The 25843-nt window shown below is 59.2% G+C and carries 20 protein-coding genes and 1 other RNA gene; 15 read left to right on the forward strand and 6 right to left on the reverse strand.

Going from position 1 to position 25843, the window contains the following annotated elements:
• Positions 1-169 precede the first annotated feature (169 nt).
• Positions 170-2632 carry a T9SS type A sorting domain-containing protein gene (locus tag J7E24_RS13205; RefSeq protein ID WP_215138625.1) on the forward strand — a complete coding sequence of 821 codons (2463 nt, stop codon included), beginning with the start codon at positions 170-172 and terminating at the stop codon, positions 2630-2632.
• Positions 2633-2871: 239 nt separating this feature from the next.
• Here J7E24_RS13205 and J7E24_RS13210 read toward each other — a convergent pair whose 3' ends face one another.
• Both J7E24_RS13210 and radC read right to left on the reverse strand, forming a co-directional pair.
• Positions 2872-3486, reverse strand: a complete 615-nt coding sequence (locus J7E24_RS13210) for a DUF1684 domain-containing protein (RefSeq protein WP_215138626.1) — start codon at positions 3484-3486, stop codon at positions 2872-2874.
• A 147-nt stretch (positions 3487-3633) separates the two neighbouring features.
• The gene (radC, locus tag J7E24_RS13215) at positions 3634-4323 is read right to left on the reverse strand and encodes a RadC family protein (protein WP_215138645.1); all 690 of its coding nucleotides are present in this window, start codon (positions 4321-4323) and stop codon (positions 3634-3636) included.
• Between the two features lie 193 nt (positions 4324-4516).
• Between radC and J7E24_RS13220 the strand changes: the two genes are divergently transcribed.
• From J7E24_RS13220 to J7E24_RS13240, 5 genes are all read left to right on the forward strand, one after another.
• Positions 4517-5764, forward strand: a complete 1248-nt coding sequence (locus J7E24_RS13220) for a metallophosphoesterase (protein ID WP_215138627.1) — start codon at positions 4517-4519, stop codon at positions 5762-5764.
• A gap of 205 nt (positions 5765-5969) precedes the next feature.
• Positions 5970-6635: a hypothetical protein gene (locus tag J7E24_RS13225; protein WP_215138628.1), complete on the forward strand. Its 666-nt coding sequence runs from the start codon at positions 5970-5972 to the stop codon at positions 6633-6635.
• Between the two features lie 176 nt (positions 6636-6811).
• Positions 6812-7480: a carboxypeptidase-like regulatory domain-containing protein gene (locus tag J7E24_RS13230; RefSeq protein ID WP_215138629.1), complete on the forward strand. Its 669-nt coding sequence runs from the start codon at positions 6812-6814 to the stop codon at positions 7478-7480.
• Between the two features lie 145 nt (positions 7481-7625).
• On the forward strand, positions 7626-8543 hold the full coding sequence (gene uvsE, locus J7E24_RS13235; protein ID WP_215138630.1) for a UV DNA damage repair endonuclease UvsE: 918 nt from the start codon (positions 7626-7628) through the stop codon (positions 8541-8543).
• A 74-nt stretch (positions 8544-8617) separates the two neighbouring features.
• Positions 8618-8965, forward strand: a complete 348-nt coding sequence (locus J7E24_RS13240) for a hypothetical protein (RefSeq protein ID WP_215138631.1) — start codon at positions 8618-8620, stop codon at positions 8963-8965.
• A 78-nt stretch (positions 8966-9043) separates the two neighbouring features.
• On the opposite strand, the gene J7E24_RS13245 is transcribed toward J7E24_RS13240, so the two are convergent.
• Together J7E24_RS13245 and ssrA are read right to left on the reverse strand one after the other, a co-directional pair.
• A complete protein-coding gene (locus J7E24_RS13245) occupies positions 9044-9415 on the reverse strand; it encodes a hypothetical protein (RefSeq protein WP_215138632.1) in 372 nt (123 codons plus the stop codon).
• A 212-nt stretch (positions 9416-9627) separates the two neighbouring features.
• Positions 9628-9999, reverse strand: a transfer-messenger RNA (tmRNA) gene (gene ssrA / locus J7E24_RS13250).
• A gap of 222 nt (positions 10000-10221) precedes the next feature.
• On the opposite strand from ssrA, the gene dnaX reads away from it, so the two are divergent.
• From dnaX to J7E24_RS13275, 5 genes are all read left to right on the forward strand, one after another.
• A complete protein-coding gene (gene dnaX, locus J7E24_RS13255) occupies positions 10222-12393 on the forward strand; it encodes a DNA polymerase III subunit gamma/tau (RefSeq protein WP_215138633.1) in 2172 nt (723 codons plus the stop codon).
• 295 nt (positions 12394-12688) lie between these two features.
• Positions 12689-15724, forward strand: coding sequence for a M16 family metallopeptidase (locus J7E24_RS13260; protein ID WP_317195658.1), 3036 nt, complete (start codon positions 12689-12691; stop codon positions 15722-15724).
• A gap of 221 nt (positions 15725-15945) precedes the next feature.
• Positions 15946-17208 (forward strand): NADP-dependent isocitrate dehydrogenase, encoded by a 1263-nt coding sequence (icd, locus tag J7E24_RS13265; protein WP_215138634.1) that lies wholly within the window; start codon positions 15946-15948, stop codon positions 17206-17208.
• A 92-nt stretch (positions 17209-17300) separates the two neighbouring features.
• A complete protein-coding gene (locus tag J7E24_RS13270; RefSeq protein ID WP_215138635.1) occupies positions 17301-18032 on the forward strand; it encodes a hypothetical protein in 732 nt (243 codons plus the stop codon).
• Between the two features lie 32 nt (positions 18033-18064).
• Positions 18065-18355: a nucleotidyltransferase family protein gene (locus J7E24_RS13275; RefSeq protein ID WP_215138636.1), complete on the forward strand. Its 291-nt coding sequence runs from the start codon at positions 18065-18067 to the stop codon at positions 18353-18355.
• Between the two features lie 117 nt (positions 18356-18472).
• Here the strand turns inward: J7E24_RS13275 and J7E24_RS13280 are convergent, their stop codons facing one another.
• Positions 18473-19525 (reverse strand): mechanosensitive ion channel family protein, encoded by a 1053-nt coding sequence (locus J7E24_RS13280; RefSeq protein ID WP_215138637.1) that lies wholly within the window; start codon positions 19523-19525, stop codon positions 18473-18475.
• A gap of 138 nt (positions 19526-19663) precedes the next feature.
• Between J7E24_RS13280 and J7E24_RS13285 the strand changes: the two genes are divergently transcribed.
• From J7E24_RS13285 to J7E24_RS13295, 3 genes are all read left to right on the forward strand, one after another.
• Positions 19664-19960, forward strand: a complete 297-nt coding sequence (locus J7E24_RS13285) for a DUF202 domain-containing protein (RefSeq protein WP_215138638.1) — start codon at positions 19664-19666, stop codon at positions 19958-19960.
• A 287-nt stretch (positions 19961-20247) separates the two neighbouring features.
• Complete coding sequence (locus J7E24_RS13290) at positions 20248-21102, forward strand: M12 family metallopeptidase (protein WP_215138639.1); 855 nt, start codon at positions 20248-20250, stop codon at positions 21100-21102.
• Between the two features lie 227 nt (positions 21103-21329).
• The gene (locus J7E24_RS13295; protein ID WP_215138640.1) at positions 21330-22223 is read left to right on the forward strand and encodes a family 16 glycosylhydrolase; all 894 of its coding nucleotides are present in this window, start codon (positions 21330-21332) and stop codon (positions 22221-22223) included.
• A 104-nt stretch (positions 22224-22327) separates the two neighbouring features.
• Here J7E24_RS13295 and J7E24_RS13300 read toward each other — a convergent pair whose 3' ends face one another.
• A complete protein-coding gene (locus J7E24_RS13300) occupies positions 22328-23128 on the reverse strand; it encodes a murein L,D-transpeptidase catalytic domain family protein (RefSeq protein ID WP_251047192.1) in 801 nt (266 codons plus the stop codon).
• Positions 23129-23478: 350 nt separating this feature from the next.
• Between J7E24_RS13300 and J7E24_RS13305 the strand changes: the two genes are divergently transcribed.
• On the forward strand, positions 23479-25764 hold the full coding sequence (locus J7E24_RS13305; RefSeq protein ID WP_215138641.1) for an alpha-amylase family glycosyl hydrolase: 2286 nt from the start codon (positions 23479-23481) through the stop codon (positions 25762-25764).
• The last annotated feature ends 79 nt before the right edge of the window (positions 25765-25843 follow it).

Raw genomic sequence — 25843 nt, forward strand, 5'->3', positions numbered from 1 at the left:
CGGACAAAGGTACAGATTCGGGCGGGCGGTGTAAAGCGGCGTGCCGGGCTGCCGGTAAGCCCATCAGAATCGTTCATTTCAAATGTGGGAATTATGTTGAATAACTGGCATCATTCGCGTAACTTTCCGGACTTTCCTTTACTGTTTATCAAGCATTTTTGCGCATTTGATGAAAACTTTACTTACTGTACCAGCACTGCTGGTAAGTCTGGCTGGCTTCAGCCAGACGCCTAAATTCATCCTCGACTCTGCCCCCGCTCCGGCTACTATCTGCTATGCGCGCCCCGAGAGCATGCACACGCAGCTGCCGCCGCCCGCTGCCTACCTGGAGCAGCAGCGTAGTGGCCGCCGCGTTAACGGAGCCAAAATTGAGGTAACCTACACCGGCTTTTCGCCCGAAGCGCAGGCCGCCTTCCAATACGCCGTCGACATCTGGCAGTCGGTGCTGATTTCGCCGGTGACCATCCGGGTAAATGCCAACTGGACCACGCTGGGTACCAACGTGCTGGGTTCGGCCGGCCCTACGGCTTACTACCGCGACCTGAACGGCGCTACCCGCGCCGGCGTGCTGTATCCGGTGGCGCTGGCCGAAAAAATCAGCGGCCAGGACCTGAACCTGCCAACCGACCCCGACATCACCACCCGTTTCAACAGCAGCTTCAATTGGTACTACGGGCTCGATATGAAGACGCCATCCGGCAAGCATGACCTGGTATCGGTGGTGCTGCACGAGCTGGGCCACGGACTGGGCTTTATTGCCGGCACCAGCTACACGGCTCCCAACGGGTTTTACGGCAACCCACCGTCCATTTTCAGCACCTACATCGAAACCCTGGCCGGCGAGCCAATTACCAACAACCCCGCTTTCCCGAACGGCTCGGCCGCCCTCGGCACGCAGCTGACCAGTGGCCAGCTGTACTTCAACAGCCCGCTGGCCCGGTCCGTCAACAACGACACCCGGCCCCGGCTGTTTGCGCCGGCTACCTACTCGGCCGGTTCCAGCATTTCGCACCTCGATGAAGCCACGTACCGCGCCGGCGACATCAACTCGCTGATGTCGCCCCAGATTGGTGCGGCCGAAGCCATGCACAACCCCGGCCCGATTACGCTGAAGATGTTCGACGAGATGGGCTGGTTCAACACGGCTATCCGCACCACGCCGCTGAAGGACTCGGAAGTGGCCCGCGACTTTACGGTTACGGCAACCATCATCAGCGACGGCACCGTTACCCCCGGCTCGGTGAAGCTCAACTATGCCATTGATAATGCCGCGCCCGTAGCTGTCACGATGACCAACACCACCGGTAACACCTACCAGGGCGTTATTCCGAACCCGGGCCTCAACCACACCGTCAGCTACTTCATCACGGCTACCGACAACGAAACCAAGCGCACCTACTCGGCGCCGGCCGCTTACCAGCCCAACGTGACAACTGCCGACCGCTACTCGTTTAAAGTGGGCCCCGATGTGGTGGCGCCGCTCGTGCAGCACCGGGCCGCAACCTACGTGTTTGCCGATAAGCTGCCGCTGAACCTGCAGGTACAAGCCACCGACAACCTGGGCGTAAGCACCGTACAGGCCGAAGTGTTTGTTAATGGTGTGGCCCGGCCCACCATTACGCTCACTCGCCAGGGCACTTCCGACAATTTCGTGGGCAACCTGACGGCTGCGGGCGTAGTAGCCGGCGACGTGCTTACCTACCGCATTGTCGTCCGCGACATGGCCGCTGCTGCCAACCAGACCCTGAACCCCGCCACTGGCTTCTATACGGTGAATGTGGTAAGCTTTAAGCCCGCTCAGGAGGCGTACGCCAATAACTTCAACGCCACCACGCCGCTCGATTTCGTAGGCGAAGGTTTCCGGATCACCCAGCCCGCCGACTTCGCCAACCCGGCTATCCATTCCGACCATCCGTACACCAACGACTCGTCGCTCATCTACCAGATGCTGGTGCCCATCAAGGTAACGTCGAAGAACACGAGCATGACGTTTGACGAAGTAGTGCTGGTGGAGCCCGGCGAGCCCAACGCCCCCTTCGGCACCGTCGATTTTTATGACTTTGTAGTGGTAGAGGGCAGCACCGACCAGGGAGCCACCTGGAAGCCTGTGGCCGACGGCTACGACTCGCGCCTGCAGGCCGACTGGCTGGCGGCCTGGAACGCCAAGGTTACGGCAGCCGGCAACTCCACCGCCGCGGGTTCGGCTTCGTTGTTTAAGCCCCACACCTTCAGCCTGGGCAGCAAGTACAACGTGGGCGACGAAGTGCGCCTGCGCTTCCGCCTCACCTCCGACCCTGGCGCCTTCGGCTGGGGATGGGCCATCGACAATGTGGTAGTTAGCAACGTGGTAACCAGCATAGCTTCGGAGCTGAAAGCCAGTGGCAGCCTCGTGGTGTCGCCCAACCCCAGCGCGGGCCAGTTCCGGGTGCAGGCCAGCTTCAGCCGGCCTACCAGCGGCCTGCAGGTTGTGGTGCGCAACATGCTGGGCCAAGAGGTATTCCGGCAGGCAGTGCCCGCAACGGCCAACCTCAATCTGCCCATCGACCTGGGTCAGCTGGCCAACGGCATTTACCAGCTCAGCCTGGGCAACGGTGCCGATGCCGCCTCACGCAAAATCCTGATTCAGCGGTAGCATTTAGCTGCTAGCTATTAGCTGAGAGCTGTTAGCTTTTTATTCTCATTGAGCTACAGCCAAACGTGAAAAAAGGGCGGCCTCTCCTCATCGGAGGGGCCGCCCTTTTTTGATGGTGCGTTGCGCCAGCCCAATACCAGCATCGGACTCAGAACGGGCTAACAGCTAACAGCTAACAGCTAACAGCTAACAGCTAACAGCTAACAGCTAACAGCTAACAGCTAACAGCTAAAGAATACTCACTTGAAGGCCATTTCGCCGGCTTCAATTTGCAGCTTCAGGCGGTTATCGGGCGGGGGTACGGGGCAGACATATTCGGCAGAGTAGGCGCAGTAGGGGTTGTAGGCCTCGTTGAAGTCGAGCAACACTTCGGTGTCAGCGGCGGCGGGCAGGGGCGCATCGAGGTAGCGGCCGCCGCCGTAGCTGCCGAAGCCGTTGGTGCGGTCGGTGAAGGGCACAAACAGGGTGGTGTCCTTGCCATCGGCTTTCAGGAAGAGGGTGAGCTGATACTCCTGCTTGTTGACGATGAACTTGGCCCGGCCCCAGCGCAGGTACTTATCGGCTTTGCCATCGGTGAGGGGCATTTCGACGGTGTCGCGCTGCGGAAAGTGCTCCAGCTGCGCCTCCAGCCGGAAGTCGCGGTTGGGCGGATAGAACCGGAGGCTGTCGAAGCTTTGGCGCAGCTCGGTGCTGAGGGGCGAAGAGTTGGGCCGGCGGAAGGCGTTGTTTTTGGCTTCGCGCTGCTGTAGCAGCCGGGCGGTGTACTGGTCCTGACCCAGCACGAGGTCTTGCACGAAGTAGCCGAACACGAGCAGCAGGCCCAGGCCGATGAGAAGTTTGGGGTTGAAACGCATAGCGCAAAGGTAGGGCCTGCTATCTGGCCGCACGCGCCGGGCAGCGGGCCCTACCTGTGCCTGCATGAAACCTAGCCTGCCCGACGGCTCACGGCCTAGCCACTAGGCAGTGCCATAAAAGTTGCGCCAGCTGGGTATCCACATCCTCTACAGCATGCCTTCATCGGCGAAGCTGTGGTAGCCCTGGTCGGTGAAGATGAGGTGGTCGAGTACGGGCAGGTCGAGCAGCTGGCCGGCTTCCTTGAGCTTGCGGGTGAGGGCAATATCGGCGGCCGAGGGGTTACGGTTGCCGCTGGGGTGGTTGTGCACCAGCACAATACTGCTGGCCAGTTGCTCCAGCGCCTCCTTGAAGATGAGCTTGGGGTCGGCCACGGTGCCGGCCACCCCGCCCCTACTGATGCTGACGGTGCGCATCACCACGTTGGCCCGGTTCAGCAGTATCACCCAGAACTCCTCGTGGGGCAAATCCTGCAGATGGGGCTGCATTACATGGTAGATGTCGCGCGAGCAGGTGATGGTATTGCGGGCCGGCGCGTCGGCTTCCTTACGGCGGCGGCCCAGCTCCAGGGCCGCCACAATGGTAATGGCGCGGGCCTCGCCGATGCCTTTTTGCTTCATCAGCTCTTTCACCGAGAAGCGGGCCAGCGTGTTGAGGTCATTCTGCGCCGCTTTCAGCACGAGCTTGGCCACATCGACGGCCGACAACTTGGCGGTGCCCGAGCCCAGCAGAATGGCCAGCAGCTCGGCATCCGACAGCACGGCGCGGCCCTTTTGCAGCAGCTTTTCGCGCGGCCGGTCTTCCTCGGCCCAGCTCTTGATGCCACTAACGACCGGCATATAGGGTGCTGGCGTGCCGTTGGAGGCGGCTGGGCCGGGTTGCGCCGGGTTTTCCGACAGCTTGTCAAACTCTTGCATGGGGCACCGTTGTTGTAAGCCCGGAATTTACTTTAAAATCCGCAGGCTCAGCAACCTGTTGCCAGCCTCAGTGCCTTACTTTTGTGGTCCCAATTCCGGGAACCCGCTTTCAACTATGTCCCGCAAACTTTTTCTACCCATCTTTCTGGCCCTGATAGCCGCTGCCGAGTGGTATGCTTTCCAGGCCGTTCGCACGCTTGTTCAATCGGCTTCGCCCGGCGTACGCCGCACTACGGTGGTGGTGTACTGGTTTATCACGATTTTGGTGTGGGGCCTGGGCATGTGGGCCGTGAGCAGCCGCCGCGAGCATGCCTCTTACAAAGCCTATCTGGGCGGCATGCTGCTGGCGGTTATTGCGGCCAAAATGGTCGTCATTATTCCGCTGCTGCTCGAAGATGCGGTGCGCCTGGGCCGCTGGGCGGTGCAGCTGGTGGGCCGGCCGGCCGGAGCCGGCTCGGGCCCGGCTATTTCGCGCAGCGAATTTCTAAGCAAGGCGGCCCTGGTGGCAGGGGCCGTGCCGTTCGTGGCGCTGCTCTGGGGCATGTTCAAGGGCCGTACCGACTACACCGTGAAACGCGTAGTGCTGTGCTTCCCCAACCTACCGGCCTCGTTCGATGGGTTCAAAATGCTTCAGATTTCCGACCTCCATGCCGGCTCGTTCCAGAGCCTTGCGCCCCTGCGCCGGGCTGTGGCGCTCATCAACGAGCAGGCCGCCGACCTGGTCGTGATGACCGGCGACCTGGTGAACAACTACGCCACCGAAGTCGAGGAGCATATCGATACGCTGGCCGGTATCCGGGCCAAGCTGCCGGTGTACTCGGTGCTCGGCAACCACGACTACTCCGACTACGTGGACTGGACCAAGGAGGGCGGGCTGCCGGCCAAACAGGCCAACCTGGCCCGTATGAAAGCCAACCACGCCAAAATGGGCTGGAACCTGCTACTGGATGAGGCCCGGACAATTGAGCGCAACGGCGAGAAAATAAGCTTGCTTGGAGTACAGAACTGGGGTGCGCGCGGCTTTGCGCAGTACGGCAACCTGGCCAAAGCCCACGCCGCCGCCGACCCCGCGGCCCCGTTTAAAATCCTGCTCTCCCACGACCCTTCCCACTGGGATGAGCAGGTGCAGGAGTACCCCGACATCGACCTGATGCTGGCCGGCCATACCCACGGCATGCAGTTTGGCGTCAACCTCTCGTTTTTAAAGTGGAGCCCCGTGCAGTACGCCTACAAGCAGTGGGCAGGCCTGTACCAGCGGGGCCGCCAGCACCTGTACGTGAATACGGGCTTGGGCTTCATTGGCTACCCCGGCCGGGTGGGCTTCCTGCCCGAAATAACAGTTTTTGAGCTGCGTCGCGGGTAAAAGAAAGCTGCTAGCCCTGAGGGCTGCACTATGCGCGAGTGGGCATTTCGGCGGGTTTCTACCTGTCCGAAATGCTCACTCGCTTCTTTTTGCGGCTATTACTTGGCCGGGCTGCAGCGGCTAAACTTAACAACTTCTCTTACCGTATATGCGCCATTCCCTTTTCTCTCCTTCTCTTTTCTCTCCTGATTTTCACTCTCTTCCTATGAAAAAGACCCTGCTTCTGCTTTCGGCCGCTGCTGCTTTCACGCTCGGCTCGTGCTCAGAGAACAAGCCCGCCGAAACCACCACCACGACCACCGACACCACCATGACGACGACCTCAACGGCCGGAAGCATGGACTACTCGGCGGAAGCCGTAAGTAGCCGCGCCGACCGCATGGCTGCCGATATGGCTACCAGCATGCAGCTCGACGAGGCTACCCGCACCCGCGTACGCGACATTTATGTGGCCCGGGGCCAACGCATGGCCGAGCTTAACCAGAAATACATGACCGACACGATGGGCATGGCCGCCGCCCGCCGCGACGTGTACGCCAATACCGACACGGAGATGAAAACCGTGTTTACTGACCCCACGCAGTATTCGAGCTACGAAAGCAGCCGCGCCAACTACTACGACGACCGGTACATGGATAACACCAGCATGAGTTCGTCGGACAACATGTCGACCGGCAGCTCCTCGGCTGACATGAGTAGCTCCGAAATGGAGAAGATGAAGATGAAAGGCGAAGACGGCAGCAAAATGAAAACGAAAGCCGACGGCGACGTAAAAATCAAAGATGGTGAGGGCAACAAGGCCAAGATGGACGGTGATGATGGCACTGTGAAAATGAAAGCCGAAGAGGGCGACAAAACTGTTATCAAGTAATTCTTTTCGGCGGTCAGCATATTTTCGGCCGACGATTTGTTAGCCTATTGAAGCCCGCACCTGCAACGGTGCGGGCTTCTTTTGTCTCCTTCGGGTGTTATGGCCGATTGCTGGCCGGCCCACAAAGCAGCCGCTGAGGCGTATTTTCCCGTTGTGCTGCCGTAGTTTACCCATTGATGCTGTTTCCCACCCACCCACCCATCAGTCCTGTTCGTTTTCTGGTGCTGCTGGCGCCGCTGCTGCTGCTGGCGGGGCTGGCAGTTGGGCAGGTGCGCGTAACGGGCCGCATTTCGGAAGAAGGCTCGCGCCGGGCTATTCCGGGTGCTTCCGTTACGGTGCGGCGTACGCAGCTGGCCGTGGTAGCCGACGCCAGCGGCGACTTCGGCGTTACGGCTCAGCGCACCGATACACTTGTTTTCCGGGCCGTAGGCTTCAAGCCCCGGTTACTGCCGCTGGGTGGCACCGGCCTCTCACAGCTTGTTGTGCAGATTCGGTTACGGCCCGACACGGTGCAGCTGGGCGAGGTGCGTGTAACCGAGGGCCGGCCCGACCAGGAGCTCATTGACCGGGCTCTGCGCAACATCAAGCGACCCAGCACGGCTCCTACCAGCGCCGTGAAGCGACCCCCAGCCCCCCAGCCCCTGTTCCCCGTCGATTCGGCGGCACCCAAGGCCCCCACCCCCACCCTGGCCAGCCCCGTGAGTTTACTGTACGAGCAGTTTTCCAGGGCTGGCAAGGAGCGGGAAAAAATGCGGGAGATTGAGGCCCAGGAAGCTGTCAAAAAGGCTCTGCAGGAGCGCCGCCGCTACAACCGCAACTTCAAAGACAACCGCGGCTACGAGTAAGGGCGTGGGGCGGGCTGGAGCTAGGCGCAAGCAGGATGCTTCGGCGGCGTAGCTAGGTACCAAGCGGCAGCCCCGGTTTTTGGCCGTAAAGGGCTTTTTTGCCGTATGCTTCCTGACACGCCCTTCTTTTATCCGCGCCCCTGCCATGCGAATAGGTTATCCCTGCGTCAACGAAACGCTCGACTGCACTTCTACCAGCACTTTCCGGCTGGCTTCCTACACCGATGAGCGCCTGGAGCTGACGGTAGCCAACAACCTGCGCTGCCTGCACCGGATTCTGGAATGGAATGTGACTCATGGACTGCTTTTTTTCCGCATTGGCTCGGGCGTAGTGCCCTTCGGCTCCCATCCCATCAACACGTTTCCCTGGCAAACGCGCTTTGCAGCCGAATTCCGGGCCATCGGCGACTACATCAAGGCCAACAGCCTGCGTGTCTCGTTTCATCCCGACCAGTTTGTAGTGCTCAATTCGCCCGATGCGGGTATTGTAGAGCGTAGCATCCAGGAGCTTATCTACCAGGGCTCGATGCTGGATTTGATGGGTCTCGACTCCACCCACAAGCTTCAGATTCATGTGGGCGGCCTCTACAACGACCGGGAGTTGGCCATCAGCCGCTTCATTGCCACTTACCAGCGCCTGCCCGAAGCCGTGCGCGCCCGCTTGGTTATCGAAAACGACGACCGATTGTTTAGCCTACAGGATTGCCTGCGGGTACACGCGGCGGTGGGCATCCCGGTGCTGTTTGATAATTTCCATCACGAGTGCCTCAACCACGGCGAATCAATGGCCGAAGCGCTGCGCCTGGCCGCCGCCACTTGGCATCCCACCCGCGATGGCGTGATGATGATGGATTACAGCTCGCAGGCGCCCGGCGAGCGGAAGGGCAAGCACACACCCACGCTCGAAGACGACTTGTTCGCCGGTTTCCTACACGATCTAGGCGACTTGGATGTAGACATCATGCTCGAAATCAAAGACAAGGAGGCCAGCGCCCACCGCGCCTGCGCCACCATGCGCGGGGCCGGCCTGTTGCCCGGCGTACCCGCTCCGGTAGCAACCTGACCTTTACAGCTGCTTTTGCGTAAGCCTACTTACCCACAGGGGCTATTCGTCTTTCTTCCGCTTTTTCTTTTTCTATGATTTTCACCGACCTGCTCAACGCCACTATCCATTCCCTCAGCAACGGCCTCACCGGCATTCCGCTGAGCGCCGCCCAGGACAACACCGAAACCTGGCAGCAGCACTTGCTGCAAAGTGGCGAGCCCCGCCTCCAAGACATCGGCCGCGAAATCGGCAACCTCCAGTCTTTACTCAGCGAGGGCGACATAGGCCTGAACGGACCAGCCATTGGCCGCTCGCTAAGCATGCTGGCCTCGCAAACTGCGCAGGTAGTTGCCCAGGCCCCCAGCGAAATCCGCACTAACCTCACCGAACTCTCCGACATATTGCTGCGCGCCGGCGGCCAACTGGAGCAGAAAGCTTAACTACCGGCACCAGACATACAAAGCCCGGCCCGCATTATGCGGGCCGGGCTTTGTATGTCTGGCTAGCGCGGGGGTGCGCTACCTGATTGGGGCAGTGCTGCGTGGAGCGTTGGCTTTGCGGGTCGAGCGTTTGGTGGTAGTGGTACGGGTGCGGCGGGGCTCCGTGGTCGTCATCGTGGAGGTGCGGCGTTCCGCATCCATAGTGGTGCGGCTTTCCATGGCTGGCGTGCGGTCCATGGTTCCTACGCCGGTTTGCGTGGGGTTGCTCGTAGTAGGCGTACGCTGGTCAAGCGTGCCGGGGTTGGTGGTGGGGTTGGCCGGGTTAGGTATGGGTGTTGTGGTCTGGTTCATGGTGCCGCTTCGGGGCGTGCCGGTGGGCGTTGTCTGGGCTGAGGCAGCCGTGGCGGTGCCCACAAACAGGGCAGCAGCCAGCAGGAAATTCAGTTTCATCGGAAGGTTGTTTTGGATGGATTGATACCAGCCCTGGCAGGCTGTTTTTTAAAGCGTGTATACGGTAGAAATAGGAGCGCAGACGAAAAAATCTGAATTTTTAATCTATATAAATCTCTATATAACAAGTCGTTAGTTGAGCTCAAGAGCTTTTGCCGGGTAAATAAAAAACCCCACCGGCCAGGGCCAATGGGGTTTTTCACATCGTTCAGAAGTGGAGCTGCAGAGATTCGAACTCTGGTCCAGACAAGGAAAACGTCGAGCTTTCTACGTGTGTATCTATGCTTGGATTGTCGAAGGAAACCAGGCGCACATCAGGCCTTTGATTTCCCCTTATCTGTTTAAGTTTCGCTCGCAGGTCACAGCGCCCCACGAACTATCCTAACTGCTTTCGACGCCCCGAACTCACCCGTGAGCAGGAAGACGGATGCGGGACGATGGCATTACTTAGTACCTAGACTAAGCAGCCATGGCGTAGCTATACTCGCCAGTTGTGTTTTGGACGGCTTTTTTTACGGGAGATTCATCCAACTCCCGACACGCTTACTCGCGCAGTGCACAAGCTGTCAATTCCGGTCAGCCCCAGTTGTAAAAGAACGATGCCCACCACGAGTGGCGGGGTGCGAATGTACGCACACTACCCGATAAACGTTGCGCAGACCCATGAAAGTTCCGGTTCAGAAGGATCAGACAGGCTATAAAGCGGGGCCCCGGGCCGGGCGCTGCCACCCCGGCCGGAGCCGGCAAATGGCCAGCGGGCGGGCTTCCAAAGCCGGGCTTTTCGGGGTAACTTTGTGGGAAGACTTATGGAGAATTTCGTTGTTTCGGCCCGCAAGTACCGCCCGGCCACGTTCAGGAGCGTGGTGGGGCAGCAGCACGTTACTACTACGCTGCAAAACGCCATTGCCAGCCAGCATTTGGCTCAGGCCTTCCTGTTTTGCGGTCCGCGGGGCGTGGGCAAAACCACCTGCGCCCGCATTCTGGCCAAAACCATCAACTGCGAGTTTGTTGAGGAACATGTGCGCCGCGGCCGGCCCGTATCGGAGCTGATTGCCGAGCAGCCCGGCATCGTGCCCGAGGCCCTGCTGACCGCCGCCGACCCCGACAATACGCCCTTCGAGCTGGAAGCCTGCGGCAAGTGCGGCTCGTGCCGGGCCTTCCAGGAAAGCGCCTCGTTTAATGTGCACGAGCTGGATGCGGCCTCCAACAACTCGGTCGAGGATATCCGCAGCCTCGTGGAGCAGGTGCGCTATGCACCCCAGCAGGGCCGCTACAAGGTCTACATCATCGACGAGGTGCACATGCTCTCGAATGCGGCTTTCAACGCGTTTCTCAAGACGCTGGAAGAGCCGCCGGGCTACGCCATTTTCATTCTGGCCACTACCGAGCGCCACAAAATCATTCCGACCATCCTCTCGCGCTGCCAGGTATTCGACTTCAACCGGATCAAGGTAGACGATATTCGGGGCCATTTGCGCCACGTGGCCACCCAGGAGCAGATTGAGGCCGAAGACGACGCCCTTCACCTGCTGGCCCAGAAAGCCGACGGCGGCCTGCGCGACGCGCTGAGCATGTTCGACCAGATGGTGACGTTTTCGGGCCACAACCTGCGCTACCAGGACGTGATTCAGAACCTGCACATTCTGGACTACGAGTATTATTTCCGGCTGACTGACGCGCTGCTGACTGAGAACCTGAGCGCCACGCTGCTGCTGCTGGAGGAGGTGATGCAGAACGGCTTCGACCTGCACAACTTTGTGGTGGGCGCGGCCGAACACCTGCGGGGCCTGCTGGTGTGCAAAGATGCCGTGACAGTACAGCTGCTGGAGGTGTCCGACAACATCCGGGCGCGCTACGTGCAGCAGGCCCAGGCGGCTCCGCTGGCCTTTCTGCTCTCGGGCCTGAACCTGGTGAGTTTGTGCGACCGGGAGTTCAAGCAGGCCAAAAACCAGCGCCTGCACGTCGAGCTGATGCTGATGAAGCTGGCCTACCTGAACGGGGCCGTGCAGTTTGCCCGCGACCTGAGTGCCGGCCCCGCCGCGTCGCCAACCAACGGCGAGGCGAAAAAAAAAAGTAACGCGGGTACTGTCCCATCCGCAGTAGCCCCCGCCCCCACCGGCCAGCTGGTGGCCGACGGCACCGCCGAAACGCCCGCCGCTTATGCCACGGCCCCTGCACCTGCTGCTGCCGTTGCTACTCAGCCTGATAATCGGCAACCAACCCCTAGCAACCAACTGGCCCACGGCCCCGCCGACCCGCAGCCCATTGTGCCGGTGGCAAGCGGCGTAGAGGAGCTGCACGACACACCCAGCATCGAGGACGAAACGGCGACCCAGGTGCCCACCACCAGCCAGTTGCGCGACACGGTGCCGCACATCGAAACCGGCCGCCCCAGCATTGCCGGCCACGAGCCGGGCATGATGCCCGTAACGGCTGCCCCGCTGCCCCCGCCCGTACCCAAACCCGGTATGCCGCCAATGGGCAAACCTTTGGGCCTAGGCGCCAAGCTACCCGGCTTAGGTAGCCTGAGCGCCATGAAGGCCCAACTGGCCGAGCAGGCCGCCGCCGGCAAAGCCACCGCCGAAGCCGAGCCCAGCGGCCCCGTAACCGGCCTGCCCGCCATCGACGACGCCAAGCTGCAACGCGCCTGGAAGGAGCTGACTGAGGAGCGTAAGGCTGGCAGCATGATGCACTACAGCATCCTCAACCGCCCGGTGCAGGCCAACGAGCAGCACGTTATTCTGCTGACGGTGGACAACCCCGTGCAGGAAGACCAGTTCAACGACTTCCGGGGAGAGTTTGTAACCGAGCTGCGCCGCCGCACCGGCTACCCGCGCCTAAACGTGCAGGTAAGCATTGTAGAGCGCCAGGAAACCGGCCGCAAGCTCTATACCGCCACCGACAAGCTGGAATACCTGACCGAAAAGTACCCTATGCTGGCCGAGATGAAGCAGCGCCTGGGGCTGGATGCCGACTAGATCACGAATTAGCACGGATTTTAGCGGATTTCATGGATTTTGTAGTCGATTGTGAAGGGCTGCCTCTGGCGAGGCAGCCTTCTCGGTTTTGCAGTTGTGCCAACCTGAACTGACGCTCGGTAGGCCCAGCTACAAAATCCGTGAAATCCGCTAAAATCCGTGCTAATCCGTGGTCCTATAAGCAATTTTTCGCAATTCAAAGGCGGAACGGGTATCGGTAGGCTTTTTATTCCCGGGGGGGACGCCTATCTTTGAGTTTATTATTAGAATCTGCTCTCTCCGCCCCCCTTTCCTCGTGAGAAAACCCTTTCTGCTTTTCGTTCCGGCCCTGGCTGCCCTTGGCCTGACCCAGTGTCAATCCAGTAAGCCCGCTACTTCGGCCTCGACCCCAGCCACTGAAGCGCCCGCAACGCCCCGGCAGAAGGAATACACCTACCAGACCGTTCCCGGCGACCCGCTCAAGGCCCGCATCTACACCCTCGACAACGGCCTGACGGTTTACCTTTCCGATTACAAAGATGCTCCCCGCATCCAGACGTACGTAGCGGTGCGCGCGGGCTCGAAGAACGACCCGGCTACGGCCACCGGCCTGGCCCACTACCTCGAGCACATGGTGTTCAAGGGCACCTCGCAGCTGGGCACCCAGAACTGGGCCGCCGAAAAGCCCGAGCTCGACAAGATTGAGGCGCTGTATGAGCAGTACCGCAGCCAGCGCGACAACCCCGCTGCCCGCCAGAAAACCTACCATCAGATTGACTCGATTTCGGGCGTGGCGGCCAAGTACGCCGTGGCCAACGAGTACGACAAGGTGATGGGCGCCATCGGCTCGCAGGGCTCCAACGCCTACACTTCGGTCGAGCAGACGGTGTACCAGGAGGATATTCCGAGCAACCAGCTGGAAAAGTGGGCCGCCATCCAGAGCGAGCGGCTGGGCGAATTGGTTCCGCGCCTGTTCCATACCGAGTTGGAGGCCGTGTACGAGGAAAAAAACCGGGGCCTCGACAACGACTTCAGTAAGGAGTTTGAGGCTATCAACCGCACCTTGTTCCGGCAGCACCAGTACGGCACCCAAACCACCATCGGCACCGTTGAGCACCTGCAGAATCCGTCCATCACGGAAATCAAGGCGTATTTCGACAAGTACTACGTGCCCAACAACGTGGCCTTGGCCCTGAGCGGCGACCTGGACTACGACCAGACCATCCGCACGATTGATAAGTACTTTGGCCAGCTGAAGCGCAAGCCGGTGCCCGCCTTCACGGTGGCTCAGCAGGCTCCGCTAACCGCTCCGGTGGTTACCAAAATCGTGGGCCCGAGCGCCGAGAACGTGATGCTGGGCTTCCGCTTTCCGGGCACCAGCACCCCCGACGCGCTGGTGCTGCGCATGATTGACAAGATTCTCAGCAACGGCCAGGCAGGCCTGATTGACCTCAACCTCAACCAGCAGCAGAAAGTGTTGCAGGCGGCGTCGTTCACCAATATCAACAACGATTACTCGGCCCACATCCTGTATGCCACGCCCCGCCAGGGTCAGAAGCTGGAGGAAGTGCGCGACCTGCTGCTGGCCCAGCTCGACAAGGTAAAAAAGGGCGACTTCCCGGAGTGGCTGATTCCGGCCATCATCAACAACGACAAGCTGCAGCGCACCAAAAGCTACGAGAGCAACGAGGCCCGCGCCGGCGCGTTCGTGGATGCCTTTGTGGCCCGCCAAGACTGGAAGGATTATCTGCAGCAGGTGGACGACTTCGGCAAAATTACGCGGGCCGATGTGATGCGCGTGGCCCAGCAGTACTACGGCCCGGGCTACGCGTTGGTGTACAAGCGCACCGGCGAAGACCCCAACAAGGTGAAAGTGGTGAAGCCCGCCATTACGCCCGTGCCCGTCAACCGCGAGGTATCGTCCGGGTTCTACAAGCAGGTGATGGCCATGTCGGCGCCGGAGTTGCAGCCGGTGTTTCTGGATTACAAGCAGGATATCCAGGAAACCAAGCTGGCCTCGGGCATTCCGGTGTTCTACACCCGCAACACCGAGAACAACCTGTTCAACCTGTACTACGTGCTCGATATGGGCACCAACACCAACCCGCGGCTAGGGCTGGCCACCGACTACCTGCAGTATCTGGGCACCGGCAAATACTCGGCCGCCCAGCTGCAGCAGGAGTTCTATAAGCTGGGCTGCTCATTTGCCGTGCAGAGTTCCCAGGACCGCACCACGGTTAGCCTCAGCGGACTCGACAGCAACATGGAGCCCGCGCTGGCGCTGTTCGAAAGCCTGCTGGCCGCGCCCAAGCCCGATGCCGCCGCCCTTAAAAACATGGTGGCCGGCGTGCTCAAAGCCCGCGAAGATGCCAAGCTCAACAAGGGCGTGATTTTGCAGCAGGCTATGGTGAACTACGCCAAGTACGGCCCCAAAAACCCCTTCACCACCCAGCTCAGCGAAAAGGAGCTCAAAGCCCTCAAGCCTGAGCAGCTCACCAGCCTCATCCAGCAGCTGCCGACGTATGAGCACCGGGTGCTGTACTATGGTCCACGGAAGGCTGATAACACTCCTTTAGCAGTCTACAAAGAAAAAGACCCACGCCCCGACGGTAACAGTGTGGTAGGTGGTGGCTTACTTTGGACACTTGATGCGCTGCACAAAACGCCCGCTACGCTGACCGCCGTGCCTGCCAACAAAGACTTCGCCGAGCAGCCGTTGAATACGCCCAAGGTGTACTGGGTGGATTACAACATGGTGCAGGCCGAAATCCTGTTCCTAAGCAAAGGGCCCGTGTTCGACAAGGGCATTGTGCCGACCACCAGCCTCTACAACGAGTACTTTGGGGGCGGCATGGGGAGCATTGTGTTTCAGGAGCTGCGCGAGAGCCAGGCGCTGGCCTACTCGGCCTCCTCTCGCTTCTCCAACGCCGACAAGCTGGGCCGCAGCTCCTACAATATGAGCTACATCGGGGCGCAGGCCGACAAGCTGCCCGAGGCCATGGCCGGCATGCAAACCCTGCTCACCGATATGCCCGCCGCCGAAGCCAACCTGCAGATTGCCAAGGCGTCTATTCGCAACAGCATCGCCACCGACCGCATCACCAAATCCGACATCCTCTTCAGCTACGAGCGCGCCAAGCGCCTCGGCCTCGATTATGACCTGCGCCGCGACGTGTACGAGCAGACGGCCAACATGAGCTTCGCCGACCTGCTCCAGTTTCAGCAGGACCGCGTGAAAGGCCAGCCACAGACCATCCTCGTCATTGGCTCGAAAGACCGCCTCAACTTCAAGGCCCTGGCCAAGTACGGCAAGGTCGAGCAGCTGACGCTGAAGGAGATTTTCGGGTATTAGAAGTATGATAGAATGGGCAAAAAGAACGTCATGCTGAGCGCAGCCGAAGCATCTCTACTGCAATGCTAACCCAGTCGTTGAGTTTACTACTACGGTAGAGATGCTTCGGCTGCGCTCAGCATGACATTCGTCTTTTTATCACCCAGCCCACCGCTTACCCACAACACACGCACTAACCTCAAAATACCTGTCACGTAACACCTGACACCTTTTTTTCAATAATGGCAGAGAAAATAACCATCAAAAACGGCAAGCTCAACGTGCCGGATCAGCCGATTATTCCGTTCATTGAGGGCGACGGCACCGGACCAGATATTTGGGCGGCTGCCGTCCGCGTAATTGATGCGGCGGTAGAGAAGGCCTACGACGGCAAGCGTAAGCTGGAGTGGAAGGAAGTATTGGCCGGTGAGAAGGCCTTCAAGCAGGTAAACAACTGGCTGCCCAACGAAACCCTCGACGCCTTCCGCGAATACTTGGTAGGCATCAAAGGCCCCCTGACGACGCCCGTGGGCGGCGGCATTCGGAGCCTGAACGTGGCCCTGCGCCAGGAGCTTGATCTGTACGCCTGCGTGCGGCCCGTGCGCTGGTTCGAGGGCGTACCCTCGCCCGTAAAGCAGCCCGAGCTGACCGATATGGTCATCTTCCGTGAGAACACCGAGGACATCTACGCCGGCATCGAGTACATGAACGGCACGCCCCAGGCCCAGAAAATGCTCGAATTCCTGCAGGACGAGATGGGCGTGAAGAAAATCCGCTTCCCCGAAACGTCCTCCTTCGGCATCAAGCCGGTGAGCAAGGAAGGCACCGAGCGCCTCGTGCGTGCGGCCATCGAGTACGCCATCAAGCACAAGAAGCCTTCGGTGACCATCGTGCACAAGGGCAACATCATGAAGTTCACCGAGGGCGCGTTCAAAACCTGGGGCTACGAGCTGGCCGAGAAGGAGTTTGGCGACAAGGTGTACACTTGGGCCCAGTACGACAAGGTGCTGGCCAAGCAGGGCCAGGAAATGGCCGACGCCCAGCAGAAGCTGGCCCTCGACAGCGGCAAAATTCTCATCAAGGACAGCATTGCCGACGCCTTCCTGCAGCAAATCCTGCTCCGCCCCGCCGACTACTCGGTAGTAGCCACGCTCAACCTGAACGGCGACTACATCTCCGACGCGCTGGCCGCCATTGTGGGCGGTATCGGCATTGCGCCGGGGGCCAACATCAACTACGACACCGGCCACGCCATCTTCGAAGCCACCCACGGTACGGCCCCCAAGTACGCCAACCTCGACAAGGTGAACCCCGGTTCGGTTATCCTCTCCGGCGCCCTGATGCTGGAGCACCTGGGCTGGAACGAGGCCGCCGACCTCATCTACAAAGGCCTCGAAGCCGCCATCGCCAGCAAGCGTGTCACCTACGACTTCGAGCGCCTGATGGACGGTGCCACTCTGCTCAAGTGCAGCGAATTCGGCGACGAAATTATTCAGGATATGTAGTAGCTTGGCATAGGCCAACTACTTTAACCGGAACCCCCGCGTTGGCTGCAAGGTCGGCGCGGGGGTTTTGCTCAACTCAAAATCTTAATTTTATGGATGAGAAATGTTTCGTCGTCATGGCAATTAGTGAGCAAATAGTAGGGGAAACAGTAATATCTTCAGATGATCTAAAATCCACATATGAAGATGTTATAAAGGTTGCTTTACTTTCCGCTCGACCATCATTAGAAATAGTTAGGGCTGATGAAGTGGCAATACCTGGAAGTATAACTACAGATATTTTATCACATATAATGTATGATGAATATGTAATCGTAGATATAACTCATCCTAATCCTAATGTTTATTATGAATTAGGCGTTAGACATTGTTGTAAGCCTGGCACTATACTAATTAGAAATAGCGCTGCTACAACACGCGCCCCATTTGATATATCAAACCAAAGATACATTGAGTATGAAGCCACCCCAAGAGGAATAAAAGAGTTATCTAAGACTTTTAGAGAATATTTTACTTGGTTCGATAAAAATCCCACCAAGCCAGATAACCAAGTCCTACAATATGCTCAACTCATTCGACATAATTTCCCACAGTATAACATAGAAAAGGAGGATAACCCTGTAGATTCCATGGTTAATCTTTTTACTATGCTTATGACTAATCCAAGTTTTATGCAGGCTGCATCAGATGACAGTTTAACTCCTGAAGAAAAGAATGCAGCCATATTGGGTAGTCTATCGGATAGACCCGAATTAATAAAAATAGTAATTCAACTTATGATGCGTGGGGAATTGGATAGCTTCGATAAATTACTTGGCAAGTAGGAATACAAAGGTTAGCTAATCATTCTAAGTCCATGCAAACTCATCAGCAGCTCGAAGCTACTCTCCGCGACCTGATGCCGCTGCTGGCAGCGCGGTTTCATGTGCGGCGCCTGGGGTATTTTGGCTCCTTTGCTACCGGCCAAGCAGGCCCGAATAGCGACGTGGATATTTTGGCCGAATTCAGTGAGCCGTTGGGTTGGGACTTCTTCGAGCTGGAAGAACTGCTGGAACAGGCGTTAAACCGAAAGGTGGATTTGGTGACACCAGCCGCTTTGAAGCAGCAGTTGCGGGAAGGCATCCTGGCTCAAGTCCGCTATATCTGATGCCTGCACCTCGCTCCTACTACCGCAGTTGAGAGGCAGAAAAATATGTCGGAATTGAAAAGGCCGGACTCCCCCACTAAGGGAAGTCCGGCCTTTTCAATTCTGGCAAATACTCCACTAACCAACCGAATCGGTCTGCGGCTGCCGGGGCTCGGGCTGTGGCTTCTCTGCCGACTCGGGTAGCTGCAACGGCTCGGTTTGGCGGTCGGCCAGTTGGCGCTGCTGCTCCGCTTGTTTCTCGCGCTGCTCCTGCTGCGCCTGGGCCCGCGACTGGGGCACGTCGCCGGAGCCGGCGGGCCAGCCTTCGCGCTGCTGCTTGCGGTTGCCGTCGGTTTCCTCGGTCTGGTCGTGGAAAAGGATTTGCTGGGTGGGGAAGGGCATGTCGATGCCGGCTTCGGTTAGTTTGTTCTTGATGGCCGTGAGCACCGCGTCCTGCGAGTTCATGTAGTCGGCGCGGCGCGGCGGGTCGATCCACCAGCGGGCCCGGATGTTGACGGTGCTGTCGGCCAGCTCGACCACCAGCGCCTCGGGGGCCGGGTCGGACATGATATCGGCAACCGATTTAACGGCCTCCAGAATCAGCTGGCGGGCCTTTTCAATATCGTCGCCGTAGCCAATGCCGATGTCATACTGCAGGCGGCGCTTATCGTAGGCCGTGTTTACGGTAACGGCGTTGATGAACAGCTCGGCGTTGGGAATCACCACCCGGCGGCCGTCGTAGGTTTTGATGGTGGTGGCCCGGGTCTGGATGGTTTCCACGGTGCCCTCGAAGTCCTTGTACTTGATCTGGTCGTTGATGCGGAAAGGCTCGGTGAGCAGCAGCAGGATGCCGGCCAGGAAGTTCTGGAAGATATCCTTGAACGCAAAGCCGATAGCCACGCCCCCGATACCCAACGCGCTGAGCAGGCTGGTAGGTGTGAAGCTGGGAATCATGATGGTAAACATCACCAGCACGCCCAGCATGAGCACGAACACGTAGGCCAGGCGGCTCAGCAGTAGCGTCAGGCTCTGGTGGCGGCTGGCGGTGAAGCGTTGCACCAATGAGCGGACACCCCGGGCAATGAACACGAACACCACGAGCACTATCAACCCGATAAGCAGGTTGGGCAATATGGCCATAAAGCTGCGGCCCATGCCGTTGAGCTTCTGCCAGGCAATAGAAAAATCCATACAACGTCGGGGAATAATTGGGAATACGGGCCGTTGCGTAGCGGCCGGCAGTATAGCACACGTAATTACCCGGCCAATAGTTGTAGCGGCCGCCAGCCCCGCATCGGCCCGACTGCCGCTTTCTGCGTAGGCCTTATCATGACAAAGCTGCACACCGCCACCCCCGACTCCCCCCTCGAACTGCGCGACCGGCTGGCCATGGAGCGCACCCGCCTGGCCAACGAACGGACCCTGCTGGCCTACCTGCGCACCGGCCTGACGCTGGTTATTGCCGGCCTAACGTTCTTCAGATTCTTCCGCAGCAGCGCCTATGTGTGGGTTGGCGTGCTGTTTCTGCCCCTGGGCCTGACCATTGTGGCACTGGGCTGGCTGCGCTACCGGGTGCGCGCCCGCCACATCGAGCAGTTTGTGGCTGCCGCCGATGCAATGGTTTAAGTAGCCTGTCTTTCCGGGCTTCGCCTGACCGTGCATGATTATGTCATTGCACAGGACTTGCTCTGTCTCAGCCCTATATAGAGGCAGCCGCGTACAGGTTTTCTTTTATGGCACTGAAATAAGGTACAGGGCATTTTCCAGGGAAGGTATAGGTACCGAGAAGCGTTGGACTAACAGGAAGTTGGGTTGGAGACGAAAGCTAAGCACGGGCTTCTTTTCGGCGCGAATGAAATATTGTTTTATCATTGGCGTTTCGACCACACTCCACAACCAAACCCTTCTACCTCATGCGCAAACCATCTTTTTCCGCCCTGGCCTATTTGGCCTTATTTGGTACTATTTCATTAGCCAGCTGCAGCAAAGACCAGCAGGCCCAGCCCAGCCAGCCCGAGCAAGTAGCCCAGGATCAGGCCGAGCTGGCTTACCCCGGCCAAACCGGGGAGTTGAAAACCGGAGAGTGGGGCGGCGAGCCCGTCAGCTACCAGGAAATCAACGGGGATAAAGTGTACGAAGGCGACATTCTGCTTACCAGCGAGCAGCTAACGGCCAGCGCCGAGGGCGACCAGCAGCGCCCCGGCAGCGCCGGCCGCACCACCGGCCGCTGGCCTTCGGGCATCGTGTACTACACCATCGACTCGGCCCTGCCCAACAAGGCCCGCGTAACCGATGCCATTGCGCATTGGCAGGCCAACTCACCTGTCCGGTTTGTGGCCCGCACCACCCAAACGGCCTACGTAACGTTCCGGGTGGGCTCAGGCTGCTCCTCCAACATCGGGCGTACTGGCAGCCGCCAGTACATCAACCTGGCTTCGGGCTGCAGCACAGGCAACACCATTCATGAAATCGGCCACGCCGTAGGCCTGTTCCATGAGCAAACCCGCAACGACCGCGACACATTCGTTAACATTCTCACCCAAAACATCCAGTCGGGCTACGAAAACAACTTCAGCAAGTACGCGGCCTCGGGTTACGGCGGCACCGATTACGGCGCCCTCGATTTTGGCTCCATCATGATGTACGGCTCGTTCTCGTTCTCCTCGAACGGCCAGCCGACCATCACCAAAAAGGATGGTTCCACATTCAACATCCAGCGCACGGGCCTCTCGGCCGGCGATAAGAGCGGCATCGACGCCATGTATTAACCGACAACCACTGGGCTGCTGGCAGGCTGGCCAAGCACCTGCCAGCAGCCTTTGTTTTAAATCGGGCGGCTTTCCTTCGGGGAAGGCCGCCCGATTTTTTGCCCTTCAGCCTGTATCACGGCCTGCACGTTCTGCGTTTACGGCATGTCAGAAAGTTATTCTGCTTCAGTTGTCAGCTCACAATGGAGGCAGTGAAGCTGCTTTTGCAAGTTCCCAAACCACTCAACGTGTCCAAACCGTATCTGCCGGCCATCTGCCGTTTGCTCCTCTGCCTGCTACCGCTGATAGCGGTGGGGCTGCCGGCTGATGCCCAGCGCCGCCTGCGCTACACCAACTGGCAGCTGGTTTTTCTGGAAGACTTTGATACTTACCGCGACGTGGCCGACATGGCTGCCCGTTCGCCCTGGCAGTTCACGCCCGACCACGGCCCTACCCTCACCGGCAACCAGTACGAGGATGAGTACTACGACCAGGCCGCCGTTTCCTTGCGCGACGGCTACGCCTACCTCACAGCCCGACCGTTGCCCGAACCGCGCACGTTCGCCTTCAAGGTAGCCGACCGCGACACGCTCAAAAAGCTGCACTTCGAGTCGGGGTGGCTAAGCCTGAAACCTGAATTTGGGGCAAACCGCACTTTAGGCGACACGGCGCGCTGGCCGGGTAACTATGGGTTTGAGTACGGCCTGTTCGAAATTCGCTGCCGGCTTGGCGGTGGTGCGGGCACCTGGCCGGCCTTCTGGCTGTTCAGCGGCCCCACCGAAATAGATGTGTTTGAAGGTGGTGACGGCCAAGAGTATTCCAACAATGTGCACTACAATAACGAGCAGCCTGCCCGTATCGCACAGGCCTCTTACCGCTCGCCCCCCTGGAAAGACCTGAGCGCCGACTTCCACACCTTTTCGGCTATCTGGACACCTATTGAAGTGACATTCTACTTTGACGGCCGGTGGCTGCGAACCGTACCTGCCCGCCAAGTGCCCACCTTCCCGGCCCCGGCCAACGTTATTGTCAACCAGGCCGTAGTATCGTACGCCGATGTATCGACCTGGCCTATAGGCCCCAACGGCCCCTACAGCGCCCTGGTAGTAGACTATATAAAAGTGTATAAGCCCAGAAAGTAGCGCTGGCTTACCCAGCCAGCTGCAAAAAAGCCCCAACGCCTCCGCATATAGCCGGGCATTGGGGCTTGTAGTCTGACATTTTTCTGCGCCAGGAAGCAAACAGCCTAAATCATGGAGTTGCTGCCGAGTAAGGTGGTAATGGCCACGTCCTGGTTGAGATATTTGGACGAGTAGCCGGTATCGGGGCCGTTGATGAACATAGCCGTCTGACCGCCAATAGCTTCGATAATGGCGTCTTTTTGGTCCATGGGCAAGGCCGGGCAACCCAGGCTACGGCCCAGGCGGCCGTTCTGCCGGATAAACTCGTCGCTCACATAATCGGCCCCGTGCATTACAACGGAGCGCATGAGCGCATTGGTATTGTAGCCCTCATCGACGCCAGCCAGCTTGAGCGAGCGGCCGTGCTTGCCCACGTACTCACCTTCGGTTACGTAGAAACCCAGGCTGCTTTTATACGACTCGTTTTCGTTGGAAAAAGTCGTGGCCATGTTCTCGCCCGAGTTGCGGCCGTGGGCCACCAGCGTATGGAACTTCACCTGCTTGGCTTCCAGATCGAGCACCCAAAGGCGCTTTTCGGTGGAGGGCAGACTAAAATCGACGACGGTGAGCAGCTTCTTTTCACTGAGCTTATCAGTTTCTTCCAGATTGAGGTAGCCGGTCATAGCCTTTTCAAATACCTCGAAGGTCAGGCCCTGCTGCTCTACCTGCAGGTCGCGGTACAGGTCGTGCACCTTCTGCTCGAACACGGTGGCATTGGAAACTATCACTGGCGCAGGGGCTGGCAGCTGCATTCTGGAACCAGTGGCTGCCGCTTTGGAGCGCGTAACCGGCGCGGCCATGGGCGTGGCCATAAACAGGGCGGCCACGAAAGGCAGCACCTGCCGGACCAGGCGACGCGACTTCAATTTGAGCCGCTGACGGCGAACCACACTTTTATTTTCCATCATCACAGGTCGTTTCGGTTGCAGGATAGGGCGTTACGCGCCTGAAGCGCCCGGGTGCCTATATACGTAGCGCTGGCCTTTGCGGTTGAACGCGTGGTACAGGACCCTGGTACCTGCATAAACATAGCCCTAACCCGATAAATTCCCAGGCTTGGATGTAAGGGGCAAAGCACGACCAGTATACGGCAACACAACATCGGTATTTTACTATTTAAATACCGAATTTAGAACACCCCATTCTGTGCCTTACAGCCGGCACCGCCCTACAGATTTCTGCCGGCCAATTCTCAACCAATTCCCCCAATTCCCACATGCACACTTCTACCAATTCCTGGTGGCGCAAGCTTACGCTGGCCGCCGCTGCTCTTCTTGTATTAGGGGGCCATCCGGCCAAAGCCCAAAAAGTAGTTCTGCAGGGCTACTGGTGGGATTACTGGAACACCAACTACCCCAATGGCTGGGCCAACTACATTGCCCTGCTGGCCCCGCGCCTGAAAGCCATGGGCATTGATGCCGTCTGGCTGCCCCCCAGCATCAAAAACGGCAACCAGGGCAACGGCTACTCGCCCTTCGACAACTACGACCTCGGCGACAAGTACCAGAAGGGCTTTACGGCCACCCGCCTCGGCAACAAAGACGAGCTGCTGCGGGCCGTGGCCGTGCTGCATGCCAACGGCATTGAGGTAGTGCAGGACATCGTGCTAAACCACAACGACGGGGCCGGCTCGCAAACCGGTGCCGGCGGCCAGGACCCGGCGGCCTGGGAAGACTTCACGACCAGCAAGTACAAGAACTTCCGGTACGCGAGCTACAGCAAGCCCGCCACCGACGAAACGGCCGCCAACTACCTGGCCCGCAACGGCCGCTTCCCGAAAAACTGGCAGAATTTCACGCCCAACCCCGGCAACAACTCCACTTCCGGCGACCAGAACCAGGTGCTGTTCGGCCCCGATATCAGCTACTACAACGGCTCGTACGGGCAGAGCTCCAATGCCACCTTCAACCCGGCACAAGGGGCCGACTATATGCGCACCGGCCAGCGCAACTGGCTGGTTTGGTACAAGAAGCAGCAGGGCTTTGATGGGGTGCGGCTGGATGCCGTGAAGCACTTCCCCGAATTTGCCATGGAGGATTTCCTGTATAACCTACAAACCAATGCCGGCTGGGCCAGCGGCGGGGCCACCATGTACGCCGTGGGCGAATGGGTGGGCAGCAGCGGCCAGATGGACAGTTGGGTGGCCAGCGTGCAGAACCGCGCCGGCACCTTCGACTTTTCGCTGCGCAACGCCTTGTACAGCATCGTGAGCGGGGGTGGTAACTTCGATATAGGCTCCTTGCCAGGCTATCAGCAGAATGCCCGTGTATTCAATATCAACGGCACATTCGTGCACCGCACCGTACCGTTTGTAAACAACCACGACACGTTCCGGCCCCAGGTAAGCGCAACGGGCAACTATACCGGCTGGAATTCGGGCTCGGAGCTGGCCCCGCACATCGACCCCTTCGACCCGCGCCTTTCGGCCGCGTATGCCGCCGCGCTGGCCGTTGATGGCTCGCCCCAGATTTTCTTTGAAGACCTGTTCAATATCGGTAACACGGGCAAACGGTATTCGCACCAGCCCACCAGCACCGTCGACCTGCCCCAGCGCTCCGACATCGAGAACCTGATTTGGTGCCACCAGAACCTGCGGTTCAAGGATGGCGCCTACAAAGTGCGCTGGCAGGCCGCCGACCACCTCGTGATTGAGCGGAGCACGAAGGCCATTATCGGCATCAACGACAATTTCAATGCCTGGCAGAACAGCACGGTCAGCACCGATTTTGCGCCCGGCACCGTGCTCAAGGACTACTCGGGGGCCAATGGCACCACTACCGTTACGGTAAGCGGCTCCCAGACGGTCACCATCAACACGCCGCCCTGCAACGGCACGGCCGCCGGTGGCCGCCGCGGCTACTCGGTATGGGCCCCCACGGGCATCGGCACCAACTACGTGCGGGCTGCTATGCCCACCACGCAGGAATGGGAGCTGGCCGACGATTTAGGCGACTCGCACCCTTCGTCGCTTAAACAGGGCGGGCAGCTGCCGGCCGCGTCTACGGCATACCGCACGGCGGGCCGCATCTATGTGCAATCGGGCAAAACGGTTACCTATACCCTCTTCCCAACCAATGCCACGCGCAGCCTGGCCGTGGAGCTGGTGAGCCCCTCCAACGCTATTCTGAGCAGCAAAACCGGCACCGGCAACCTCACCGGCACCTATTCGCCCACCGCCACCGGTTGGATTACGCTGCGGGCCAAGAACACCTCCACGGCCAACCCCGCTCAGCGCGCCTTCCTGAAAGCGACCTACACTGCCCCGGCCGTGCTCACGAGCGTTGCCCTGCGCGAAAGCGTGGTAACCAGCACGGCAATTTCGGCCGCCCCCTCCGGCACCGACCTGCTGGTGTACCCGAACCCCACCAGCGCCGGGCGCATCGACATGGTGCTCCAGACACCCCGCGACCTAAGTAGTCATGCAAAAGTAATCGTGTATTGTTTGCCGACGTTGGTTAAGACGTCTTCGAGTCGTTGGAGCAGGCTTTGGTCGGTGGCATAGTCTTGTGGCCTTATCCAGTAATGCTTGCAGCGGTGCCAGAGCAATTCGATGTGGTTGAGTTCGGGACTGTAAGGGGGCA

The sequence above is a fragment of the Hymenobacter sp. ISL-91 genome (assembly GCF_018613725.1).
In the GTDB taxonomy this organism is placed as follows: domain Bacteria; phylum Bacteroidota; class Bacteroidia; order Cytophagales; family Hymenobacteraceae; genus Hymenobacter.